Annotated in this window: 10 protein-coding genes and 1 tRNA gene; 8 read left to right on the top strand and 3 right to left on the bottom strand. The window is 66.2% G+C overall.

Annotated elements, in window-relative coordinates; translation table 11 throughout:
• From Q319_RS0120515 to Q319_RS0120525, 3 genes are all read left to right on the top strand, one after another.
• Positions 1-447: carbohydrate ABC transporter permease (locus Q319_RS0120515; protein ID WP_029484296.1), on the top strand; the 447-nt coding region annotated here is incomplete at its 5' end.
• Positions 444-1,289 carry a PIG-L deacetylase family protein gene (locus Q319_RS0120520; RefSeq protein ID WP_034416073.1) on the top strand — a complete coding sequence of 282 codons (846 nt, stop codon included), beginning with the start codon at positions 444-446 and terminating at the stop codon, positions 1,287-1,289. The genes Q319_RS0120515 and Q319_RS0120520, both read left to right, overlap by 4 nt.
• On the top strand, positions 1,286-2,188 hold the full coding sequence (locus Q319_RS0120525) for a carbohydrate kinase family protein (protein ID WP_029484298.1): 903 nt from the start codon (positions 1,286-1,288) through the stop codon (positions 2,186-2,188). The genes Q319_RS0120520 and Q319_RS0120525 overlap by 4 nt, the downstream gene beginning before the upstream one ends.
• Before the next feature lie 257 nt (positions 2,189-2,445).
• Here Q319_RS0120525 and Q319_RS0120530 read toward each other — a convergent pair.
• A tRNA-Arg gene (locus tag Q319_RS0120530) sits at positions 2,446-2,522 on the bottom strand.
• A gap of 182 nt (positions 2,523-2,704) precedes the next feature.
• Between Q319_RS0120530 and Q319_RS0120535 the strand changes: the two genes are divergently transcribed.
• The 4 genes from Q319_RS0120535 (at position 2,705) to tsaE (ending at position 7,493) form a co-directional block, all read left to right on the top strand.
• Positions 2,705-3,430 (top strand): dynein regulation protein LC7, encoded by a 726-nt coding sequence (locus tag Q319_RS0120535; protein WP_029484299.1) that lies wholly within the window; start codon positions 2,705-2,707, stop codon positions 3,428-3,430.
• Positions 3,427-5,025, top strand: a complete 1,599-nt coding sequence (locus tag Q319_RS0120540; RefSeq protein ID WP_029484300.1) for a hypothetical protein — start codon at positions 3,427-3,429, stop codon at positions 5,023-5,025. Before Q319_RS0120535 ends, Q319_RS0120540 begins: the two co-directional genes overlap by 4 nt.
• Before the next feature lie 134 nt (positions 5,026-5,159).
• Positions 5,160-6,962, top strand: a complete 1,803-nt coding sequence (locus Q319_RS0120545; protein WP_245619416.1) for a coiled-coil domain-containing protein — start codon at positions 5,160-5,162, stop codon at positions 6,960-6,962.
• Positions 6,963-7,049: 87 nt separating this feature from the next.
• The gene (gene tsaE, locus Q319_RS0120550; protein ID WP_029484302.1) at positions 7,050-7,493 is read left to right on the top strand and encodes a tRNA (adenosine(37)-N6)-threonylcarbamoyltransferase complex ATPase subunit type 1 TsaE; all 444 of its coding nucleotides are present in this window, start codon (positions 7,050-7,052) and stop codon (positions 7,491-7,493) included.
• Here tsaE and Q319_RS28830 read toward each other — a convergent pair.
• Positions 7,490-9,835, bottom strand: coding sequence for a plasmid pRiA4b ORF-3 family protein (locus Q319_RS28830; RefSeq protein WP_245619418.1), 2,346 nt, complete (start codon positions 9,833-9,835; stop codon positions 7,490-7,492). The genes tsaE and Q319_RS28830 overlap by 4 nt on opposite strands.
• A 41-nt stretch (positions 9,836-9,876) precedes the next feature.
• Positions 9,877-10,179 (bottom strand): putative quinol monooxygenase, encoded by a 303-nt coding sequence (locus Q319_RS25825; RefSeq protein ID WP_051655617.1) that lies wholly within the window; start codon positions 10,177-10,179, stop codon positions 9,877-9,879.
• A gap of 241 nt (positions 10,180-10,420) precedes the next feature.
• On the opposite strand from Q319_RS25825, the gene Q319_RS26560 reads away from it, so the two are divergent.
• On the top strand, positions 10,421-10,688 hold a 268-nt coding region (locus tag Q319_RS26560), incomplete at its 3' end, for a helix-turn-helix domain-containing protein (protein ID WP_156039498.1).

Here is a 10,688-nt window from a genome sequence, read left to right on the forward strand (position 1 = left end):
GACATCAATCTGACCAGCACGGTGCCAGGGGCGTACTTTGCGATCATGTTTCCGGGGCTGATCAGCGCGTTCGGGGTGTTCCTGATGCGGCAGTTCTTCGAGACGCTCCCGGATGACCTGCTGGAAGCGGCACGCATCGACGGCATGAGCGAGTTCGGGATTTTCTGGCGGATCGCGCTGCCGCTGGTCCGCCCAGCTTTGGCCAGTCTGGCGATCTTCACGTTTCTGGGCAACTGGAACGCGTTCCTGTGGCCGCTGATCGTGATCCAGAAACCCGAGTTCCGCACGCTGCCGGTGGGGACCGCGCTGTTCAACGGGGAGGCGGGGACGCAGTGGGGACTGATCATGGCGGCGAGCAGTCTGGCGGTGATTCCGGTCCTGATCGTCTTTGCCATCTTCCAGAAACAGATCATCGAGGGCATCGTGTTGACGGGCATGAAGGGATGAGCGCCCCCGCGTCTCTTCTGGCCGTCTTTGCCCATCCCGATGACGAGGCTCTGCGCTGCGGTGGGGCGCTGGCGCTGTATGCCGCACGTGGCGCGCAGGTTCACCTGATCTGCCTGACGCGCGGTGAGGCAGGACGCAACACCGACCCTACCCTGGGCAATGTCGATCTGCCCACCCAGCGGGAAAAGGAACTCAAAGACGCCTGTCTTGCTCTGGGCATCCACCCCCCTATCTTTCTCGGCTACCATGACAGCGGGCGGGGTGACCGGCTTCGCCGCGACGATCCCCTGGCCACCATCAACGCCGACCTGACGGCGATGGAACGCCAGATTCTGGAAGTGATCGAGGCCACCCATCCTCAAATTATGCTGACCTTCGACCCACATGGCATGTACGGCCACCCTGATCATCTGATCACCCACCGCGTCGCCACCGCTGCTTACGCCAGCAGTGGGTTCCGGCAGGTGCGCGTTCAGCGACTCTTTTACACCGTTCAGAGCCGTGAGGAAATGCTTCGCCTCCAGAGTGGGCGTTCTCTTGGCGTGCTGGAGGGGCTGGAACCGGAGACTTACGCGGTCTGCGACTGCACCATCGCTGCCCGGATCGACATTCGCGCCTATGCGGCACAGAAACGGGCCGCCCTGTTCTCCCATCGCACTCAAACGGGTCCACTCAGCACCCTGGGCACCCTCAGCGACGAGCAATTCGGCCCACTAATGGAAAGCGAGACCTTTAGCCTGGGCGGGATTCGCTCCTCGGTGCCTGAGTACCCAATGCATGATCTCTTTGCGGGCCTGAACGTCGAGTTCCGTCCTGCGGCACTGCCGGAGCGGCCTGCGTGACGGCGCGTGACCTGGTCATCCTGGGCAACATCAATGTGGACCTGATTCTGGGTCCCCTGGACGGCTGGCCTGGGCGCGGCACTGAAGTTCTGGTGGAGGAGTTGCAGTGGCGCGTTGGCGGGAACGCTGGAAACGCTGCCGCCGCCTGCACTGCGTTAGGCACAGACCACGCTGTAATCAGTACGGCTGGGGATGATCTGGCCGGGAAGTGGCTCCAGGAGCAGCTCCCCGCCGAGCAGGTCACCTGGCTTCCCTGTAGTGGGCCGACTTCCGTGACCGTCGCCGTGACCCATTCAGACGGCGAGCGGACGTTCATCACCCAGTTGGGGCATCTGGCAACCCTGGAGTGGGCGGACCTGCGGCCCCACGTTCCAGCCAGCCGCTTCGCCCTGCTGGCCGGAGCCTTCCTCACGCCAGTGCTACGCCGCGAGTATCCCGAGGTATTGACGTATTTCGGGCAAACCGGAACACTGGTGGCCCTCGACATGGGCTGGCCCGATGGCGGCTACACCCCTGAACTGCGGCAGGAGGTTGAGCGCTGGTTGCCCCGAATCCACCATCTACTGATCAATGATCTCGAAGCGCTGGCTCTGACGGGTGAAACCGATCTGCGGTGCGCCGTGGAGTGCCTCGCTTCCCACCTGCACCCGGACGGCACCCTCGTGATCAAGCGTGGTGCCGACGGCGTTCTGCTGCATCACGGTAGGCAGGTCAGCCTGCACGCGGCCCCGGCCATTCAGGTCAGCGACACCGTCGGGGCCGGTGACATCTGGAATGCTGCGTATCTGCATGCGCTCATCCAGGCAGAGGGCACAGAGGCCGCCGCTGAGTTCGCAGTGCAAGTTGCTTCCACGGCTGTTTCCACCAACCCCAGGCGTTACCTCGCGCCAGAGGATTGAGGTTGCCACGGAACCCCTCACGGCCTGGTGAACCGTGAGAGCCTTGAGCGCCCAGGCACGATACCCCACGGCACGGCTTACGCCACACGTACCCCTCGCTGATGCTGTGCCATGGCGCGCCACTAAAATTGGTCAAGGCGCAGCCTAGGGTGGTGAATTAAAGGCCAGTTGGTCATAATTTGGTCACGATCCCAAAAAGCACGCCTTCAACCGCCTTCGAGAAACGCAGAAACCCCGCACTGGGCGGGGCTTTTCTTTGGTGCACTCGACTGGAGTCGAACCAGTGACCTGCCCCTTAGGAGGGGGCCGCTCTATCCAACTGAGCTACGGGTGCGGGTGTGTGGGAAAGGAATTCGCTGGACAGGTCAGAAGCTACATGTGGAACGGCATAACCAGCTCTGGCTCCGGCAAACCTGGGCCGCAGGGAGTATAGCAAAGGCCAGCAGAATGAAGAGAGAACCCCGTGAGACAAAAATGTAAGCCCGCTCTGTCTACACTCCCTTGAGGTTTCCTGAGATGACCAATGCGGTGTACACCATGACTGTTCATGCCCTGACGGGCGTCGTATCGGCCCGGGCAGCCGAGACCATGCTCCAGGCCCTGCTGCGCGAGCAGCACCTGAAGCCCGACACCGTGACGGCCCAGGACCTTCAGCGCCTGCTGTCCGGGCCGCTGCTGGCGCGGCTGTCGATGGTCTTGCCCGAGGCGCGTGCCCGCCAGGAACTGCTGACCCTGGCCCGGCAACTGGCTGCCGAATACCCCAAGGCCCCCACCCTGATGACCCAGATGGCCCCCTTTGCCGCCTGGGACGACGACTCGGATGCGGGCGGCCTGTCGCTGGCACACCTGAGCCTGGGGGCCGACGACTTCGAGTTCGACGATCCCGAATACGTGTCCGTGGGGCTGGGCCGCACCTATGACCTGAGCAGCGCGGACGGGCAGGAGGAACTGCTGCGCGAACTGGCCCGCTTCTCGGGCGTGCAGGGCGTGATGGTCTGCCGGGCCAGCGGCGAGGTGCTGCAAAGCCGCGCCATCGCCGGGGCCAGCGGCCTGGGCGGGGTGGTGGCGGCCACGGCGCTGCTGCTGGGGGGCCGCACGCTGCGTCTGATGTCGGCGGACCTGGGGGGGCGCACCGTCTGTATGCGCCCGCTGGGCGAGTACTGCGTGGCCGTGGTGGTGGGCGCACAGGCCAACGTGGGCCGCATGCTGGTGGAATTACAGGGCCTTCAGGTGGCCGCATGACTTCCCGCAGCACAGGCTGGTTGCTGACAGCGGCGCTGCTGGGCGCAGGTTCGGCGGGCGCGCAGGACCTGGGAGCCTACCGGGCGCTGGCCGCCGATCTGGACGGGGCCGTGACGGCGAGGGCAACGTCAGCGGCCCAGGCCCTGACCCGGCTGGACGCGGCGGACGCAGATCTGAAAAAACTGGCCCCCAGCCTGCAAAACCGTCAACTGGCCAGCGCCCTGCAAGGCTCGCTGGAACGCGCACGCGGCTCGCTGGCGCGCAGTCCGGCGGAACTGGAGGCCCAGGTTCTGCTGGCGCGCGGCTTCATGCGCAAGGCGCTGTATGATCAGACCCTGACCCTGTTGGCCAGCGCCCCGGCCAACGGCACGGCGCAACTGCGGCTGCTGGCCGGAGAATTTGGCCTGAGCGGCGCGGCAACGCAGGCGCTATTAGCAGACGGCGCGGCGGGCAAACTGCCCCGCGTGGCCTGGCGGCTGCAACGCGAGGCTGCCGTAAAGATCGGCGCGGCCCTGAATACGGCCCAGCCCACCCAGTCCCCCACCACGTACCTGAACCTGTCGCGCGGGATGGCCTGGTTCACGGCGGTGCAGGACGCCCCCGGCGCGGGTGACCTGAAGGTTTCGCAGTTCGGTGACGCGCTGCGGCAATTGACCGTGGGCGACGTGGGCGCACTGGGCACATCGCTGACGGCACTGCGCCAGAACAACGGCGCGTTCGTGAAGTCACTGGCCTCAGCGCCGAGTGGCGCGGTGGTCACGCCGTCCACCACGCCCGCCGTTCCGGTGACCGTTACGCCGGGCAGCACCACCGTAACCCCGCCAGCAACACCTGCCGCCACTGCCACACCAAGGCCCACCGCCCCCGCCCGCCCGGCCAGGACCAGCGCAGGGGAGGTCTACGCCGCGCTGGGCCGCGCACTCACCGCTGCCGGGCACGGCGATCCCGCGCTGGCCCGCGAGCAACTGGGGCAGGCCGGGGCCGCGCTGGCCGCCGCGCCTACCACCTTGCGCAGTGCCCAGGGCTACGACGCGCTGGTGTTCGATCTGGGCGCAGCCCAGGTCCGCACGGCGCTGCGCCCGGACGACGTGCAGGCCCTGATCGCTGGCCTGTCGGGGCTGGAGCGCCGCGCCGCCGGTCAACCCGTCAGCACGCTGGACAACGTTTCAGCCGGGGTGGCACGCGGCTTTGGGGGCTGGCTGAGGGTGCTGGTCTTCGCACTGCTGGCGGCCCTGGCCTTCGTGCCGCTGTACCTGCTGAATCTGGCTTTCGGCGGGCGCAACACCTACTGGCGGGCCATCGCCTCGGGGCTGGCGCTGCTGCTGCTGCCGGTGTTTCTGGAAGGCTTGTTCGGCCTCTTGGGGGCCATCGGTGACCTGACCGGCGTGGGCGCGCTGCGGGCCGCCAGCAATTTCACGCTGACCCAGAACGCCTACGGGCTACCGCTGTGGGCGCTGTCGGCGGCTCTGGCCATCGGCCTGAGTACCTTCGGTTTCCGGGGGCTGTGCCAGCAGTTCGGTCTGCTGGGTCGCCGCAGCGCGCCGCAGCAGGAAGTTGCCGCCGCGCAGAGCCTGGACTGGGACGAGGACCTGTGATGCAATGGAGGCTATGTCTGATACGGATTCCGTCTAACGTGGCCTCTCTCGCCCGTCCGGGCCTCCGGGGCAGTGATGTTTAGCCTGCCGCCCAGGAAGCGGGCGCGCTCCAGACGTGATCCGGCGACGTGCCCATGTCAGCCATGAACGCCAGCCTGCACCAGTTGCCGGTCAAGATGCTGGGTGACCTGATCTCGCCGCGTGCGCTGGAACGCATCTTGCAGGACGCCGCCGCCGAGCGCGGCACCACGCCGGAGCGCATGGACGTCCGCACGCTGGAAAGCATTCTCAAGCGTGAGGTGTTCAAGCGGCTGCAACTCAGCGTGCCCGCGCCGCTGGCCAAGCGCCGGGTTTCGGAGGTGCTGGAAGAACTGTCGCAGGTGACCCAGGAACGCCTGCCCGCCAACGACGCCGCGCTGGACGAGCTGGAAGAACAGGCCCGGCGGTTCGCGCTGTACTTCGACTGGCCCGAGACCCAGCGCCTGCGCGGCGTGCTGGGGGTGGCCCGCCAGGAGCAGGAGGGCGGCCAGGACACGGCGGCCCTGGTACAGGAGGGCCAGGACCTGATCGCGCAGATGGACCGCCGCCTGCAAGAAGGACTGGTGATGCAGGCCCAGGATCTGGCCGAACTGCGCGCCGTCTTCACGCGGGTGCAGGGGCTGGGGGGCCGCGAGGTGCGCCGCCTGGACACCCTGATCGCCCAGATCGACGAGGCCCAGACCCAGAGTACGCTGCTGCCCGGCGAGGTAGACCGCGCCCGCACCCTGACCTACAACCTGCGCAAACAACTGGAATCCTCGGTGGTGGAGGGCCTGGGCAGCGGCGACCGTAGCGGAGACGCGCAGGCGCAGGCCCGCGTGCTGGAACTGGAACGCGAATATGCCCGGCAGGCGCTGGACACTGCCGAGCGCGAGTTTGCCCCGCTGCTGCTGCTGCGACCGGACCTGCGCGGGCAACTTGAGGCGCTGCGCGGGGGCGGCGAGCAGCACCCGCTGACGGCGCAGGCGGTAGAGGGCTGGAGCGAGACCCTGCGCGCCGTGCTGGCTGGGGTCCTGGACGAGCAACGCGCCGAACTGGCGGCGCTGGAACGCGATCTGGCCAGCCACCCGGCGGGTGCGGGGGTGCGGGTTTCACTGGACGCCGCCCATCACCTGCTGGACGGCGGCACCCTGGCCAGCGACGAGCTGCGCGCCCTGAGTACGGCACGCGGCGCGTTGCAGGCCAGTCCCGACGGCACGGCCCTCAGCGGCGAGGCGGGCCTGAACGCGGGCCGCGAACTGCTGGAGATCGAGCGCACCGCCCGTGACCTGCCCGGCGCGGCAGCCGAACTGGCCCCACTGCTCCTGGAGGCCCAGGCGGCCCTCTCGAACGGTCAGGCGCTGGATCTGGACCCGCTGTGGGCGGTGCTGGAACGCCACATGGGCGCGGCAGCCCAGGAGCGCGAGGGCTTTGATGCCCGCGCCGACAGGATCGTGGCCGAATACGACGCCGTGCGCGGCCTGGCCGGAGAAACCACCCAGCGCCTGGGCCGTCTGGCCGATACCCTGCGTGCCCAGCGCCGCCTGGGGCCGATGAGCGCCCCGGCCCGCGCCCGCTACGCCCAGACCCTGGGAGACGCCGAAACGCTGCTGGCCGAGGCCCAGGCCGAGTACCGCGCCGCCCAGGAAGTCACGGCCACTTTCGGCGACGACGCCCTGAGCGGTCTGCTGGGCGTTTTTGAGCTGGACGCAGCGGAACTGCCCGCCGAGGTGTGGACCCTTCAGGGCTGCATGTTGCTCAGCGGTCCCTACGACAAGAGTACCGTTCCCCTGACCAACCTGATCACGGTGGCCGAGGACATGGGCGTCACCGAGGTGACCATGCACAGCGCCAGACACCGCTGGGAAGCCCAGCAGGACGCCGATGGCCTGTGGCGGGTGACCCGAACGCAGCGTTGACCCGAGACCGCATTGATCGGATGCAGCGTTGATCGACACAGCATTGGCCCGACACGGCGCTGATCCCCGGCGCTAGCATCGGCGGCGATGCCTGCATTTCCGCTAGAACCTGGTCAGTCCCAGTTGCTGCATGGCCCAGAGGAGCAGCACGAGTTCGGCGCGGCCCTGGCCCCGGCCCTGCCGCCCGCCGCCGTCCTGTTTCTGGAGGGCGAACTGGGGGCAGGCAAGACCACGCTGACCTCTGGATTGATCGGCGCGCTGGGCTTCTCTGGTCCGGTGACCAGCCCCACCTACGCCCTGATCCACGCCTACCCCACCCCGGTTGGCCGCGCCCTGCATGTGGACGCCTACCGTGTGCGGAGTGTGCAGGAACTGTACGACATGGATCTGGAAGACCTGATCGCGGGCAGCCGCCTGAGCGTGGTGGAGTGGGGCGAACGGCTGTACGCCGATTACCCGGACGCGCCAATCCTGCGTCTGGAGCATCTGGAGGGTGAGGAAGACCTGCGGCGGGTGACGCGAATCCGTTAGCCGGTCACCGCCGGGGGCCAGTCGTCCATGTTGCCGCCCTCATAAGCGCAGACGCCCATGCGCGGCGAGTTGACCACCGGCAGCAGCGCCTCCTCGTCCTGATCCTCGCCGTGCTGGGCGCAGTACAGGACCGCCCGTCCAGTTTCCTCGTCATATTCCCAGGAATTCACCCACACGGCAGGTTTGCCGCACTCCGAGCAGGTCAGCGCGGGTGGAATGTTGCGGGCCAGCAGGCGCACCTTCTCTCCGGCTTTGCCCGCCACCGTTTCGCGGGCCTGCACCTGCACGGTCAGATCGGTGCTGCTGCCAAAATCGTAGGTGTAACCGAATTTGTCGCCCTTCGCCAGCCCCAGCTTGTCCAGCGTGGGCTGCCTGCTCTTTTTCGGTGGCCCGCTGAAGGGATCAAAATCAGCGAAATCGTCTTCCGGCCCAATCGTAAAAGCACTCATGTGGCCGCAGCATTCCAGCCAGATATCGCGCAGAAAGCCGTCCAGATCGTCCAAATTGGCGGTGACGGGCATCTCCACGTCCAGCCAGTAGTCCGGGCGGCGGCTGTCCGTGACGCGCAGGCGGTAGACCTCATGTTCGCCCTTGCCGGGCGCGGCGCGGTTCTCGCACTTTGCCAGATGCCGGGTCATGCTGGCCTTGTTGCCCACGAAGCCGCACAGGCGGCACATGCCCTCGTGCTGGGCGCGTTTCTGCGGTGCGGCTGTCGCTTTCGTCGCCTTCTTCTGGACGGGTTCACTTTGAACAGGTTCAGGATGCAGGGGAATATTGACGGGCGCGGCGTTGGTTTTACCTGTTCCGGGCCTGACCACCGTTCCCTCCCCCCGGATTTCCAGGTCCGCACTGGAAACGTCCAGATCGGGCAGCCACTCGGCGCGGACCACCAGACCCCCGCCGTCCAGTAGGCCAGCATCGGGCAGGTGGCGCATGATCAGCAGCGGCGAGCCGGGGCGCAAGTTCCACAGTTGGGCAGGTGTGGAATCAAACCAATCGTCGTCGTTCTCGTCTTCCTCATCCAGCGGAAATTCCAGGTCACTGGGCAGGATGGAGCGTTTATGTTGCTTTTGTACGCCGCTCCAGGCGTCGCGCAGCGTCATGTCGGCGGGCGCGGTCAGGGTCAGGTGTTCGGGCATATTTGACGCGATCTCTGGGGGCATATCAAGGGTCACCCGCACGGCCCCACGCCGCTCCTGCTCACTAAAATCCTCGGCGGGCGGCGAGGGATAGCGCACCTGCACTCCGCCCAGTTCGGCGGTCAGGGACGTGACCGGACAGCCCGGTCTGGCCCGCGCCCGGTCTGCCAGCGTTTGCAATAGCGCCGTCGCGGCATGGAGTGGGGTCACAGGCGGCGCTGTCTGGACCGCGACTTCCGGTGAGTCGTTGCGGATCAGGCGCTGCAAGACCGGCCAGCCGGATTCGCCGCCCCATTCAATCGGTTCCAGCCCCAGCCGTGTGAAGGTTGCCAGATCTTCCGGAGCCAGTTCGGACGCCTCGCCCAGCGAGATGCGTTCCATGCCGCTCAACACCCTCAGGGCCACTTCGGGGCCGTCACTCTGCAAGATCACGGCCCGCTCGGCAGCGCGGGCGTACAGCGCCAGCCCAAATTCCACGCCTGCCTCGCCCATGATTCCGGCGCAGCACTGCCCTGGCACGCCGTGTTCATCGGTCCAGCCCGCCCGCACCAGCTTCAGGGGATCAAAAACCTCCCAGGGTTGGGCGTGGCAATACGCGCTCATGGCCGCGTGAAGAGCATGGACAGCGTCGTCCGGCTGATCCGTCAGAAATGGCACGGCGTTGATGGCCTCGGCCTGGGCGTTCAGCGCGGCTTGGAACGGCTCTGCCAGCGCGGCCAGCATCTGCGCGGTCTGGGGTGAATCGTCGTGCGCAATTGTGGTTTTCAGAGATGACAGCTCCACCGCCAGACTCTGCGCCACATAGGCGTCGGAGGCCAGGATGCGGGCGGGCTGCCTGGGCCGGGCCAGCGGATGAGGGGCCGTGAACATGCTGGTGGTCAGCCCATCCCCACTGCGCACGACTGGCTCAGGCTCCAGCAGGGTTTCTAACACCAGCCGGGTCAGATCAGCGGTGTCCGCGTCCTCCAGCATGTCCTGGAACAGCAGCGCTTTACTGGCCATGTCCAGCAGGAGCACCATTGTCGGCAACCCTTCCTGTATCCCCGGAGCCGTCAACTGATGGGTCAGCAGCAGCCACGCGCCTTCACGGTCCAGCGGTAGCTTTTTTGCCCGCTTCAGCAAACCGGGTAAGGGATCAGAGACAGGAAGCCGCCCGCCTTGCAGCAGGGACAGCAACTCTGGGGGAATCGTTCGGCGGGACATGCCATATGGTGGCACATCCCGCCGCCCGCAGTGTTTTCAGATCACATGATCTGCGTCTGCGTTCCCGTCTCCCAGGCTGTGATGGCCAGGTCCGTGATGCCCATGCCGTGTACGGCGGCGATGGCCTCGCCCACAGCAGGCAGCGCTAGGTGCGTCTGCATGTCCTCCATGCTGGCCCACTGTTCGGTGATGACGAAATGGCCCGGCGTTTCCAGATTCTCCGAGACCAGATAGAGCTGACAGCCCGTTTCCTGGCGGGTGGCCTGCGCGATCTGGCGCAGCATCTGGCGGGTGGCGTCGGCGTGGGCTTCGGGGGCGGTCAGGGTTCCGTGGGACAGGATCATGTGGGTGACTCCTTTGGTGGGATCAGAAAATTATCTTTTGTTCTTTAACTTTGCCTGTTTCCTAGCTACTTCTTCGGCTTTGAATATTTTATCTCCTTCCATAAAAAAGATCATGTCCACAATTTTAGCCTGAGGATATAATTTAGAATTTGGCTTACCGTCCGAAAATCTGGTGGATTCAAGTTGCTAGCGCACAGCGTGACCCGGAGGGGCTACGCTTTCTCTGTCAAAGGAGAAAAGCATGTGCTACCACCGGTTCACGCTGCCCCTACGCTATCAGCTCCAGGCACTTCACCAGGCCCAGCAACCCATCCCCGCCATCGCCGCTCAACTCGGCTTCCACCGCACCACCATCAGGCGCGAACTGGCCCGCGTCTCGCCCTACGACGCTGAACTGGCCCACCACCAGGCCCATGACGAACAGGAGCGTCGCCATCACCTCAGGATTCAGGAGAGCGTCTGGGACGCCATCAATGAGCAATTGAAGTTGTTTCACAGCCCGGAGCAGA

The organism is Deinococcus marmoris DSM 12784 (assembly GCF_000701405.1).
Classification (GTDB): Bacteria; Deinococcota; Deinococci; order Deinococcales; family Deinococcaceae; genus Deinococcus; species Deinococcus marmoris.

Excerpts from the sequence above, each read along its gene's own strand:
- Q319_RS25825 (WP_051655617.1), bottom strand. The coding sequence starts at position 10,179 with ATGATCCTGTCCCACGGAACCCTGACCGCCCCCGAAGCCCACGCCGAC.
- Q319_RS0120520 (WP_034416073.1), top strand. The coding sequence starts at position 444 with ATGAGCGCCCCCGCGTCTCTTCTGGCCGTCTTTGCCCATCCCGATGAC.
- Q319_RS0120545 (WP_245619416.1), top strand. The coding sequence starts at position 5,160 with ATGTCAGCCATGAACGCCAGCCTGCACCAGTTGCCGGTCAAGATGCTG.
- Q319_RS0120540 (WP_029484300.1), top strand. The coding sequence starts at position 3,427 with ATGACTTCCCGCAGCACAGGCTGGTTGCTGACAGCGGCGCTGCTGGGC.
- Q319_RS0120535 (WP_029484299.1), top strand. The coding sequence starts at position 2,705 with ATGACCAATGCGGTGTACACCATGACTGTTCATGCCCTGACGGGCGTC.
- Q319_RS28830 (WP_245619418.1), bottom strand. The coding sequence starts at position 9,835 with ATGTCCCGCCGAACGATTCCCCCAGAGTTGCTGTCCCTGCTGCAAGGC.
- tsaE (WP_029484302.1), top strand. The coding sequence starts at position 7,050 with ATGCCTGCATTTCCGCTAGAACCTGGTCAGTCCCAGTTGCTGCATGGC.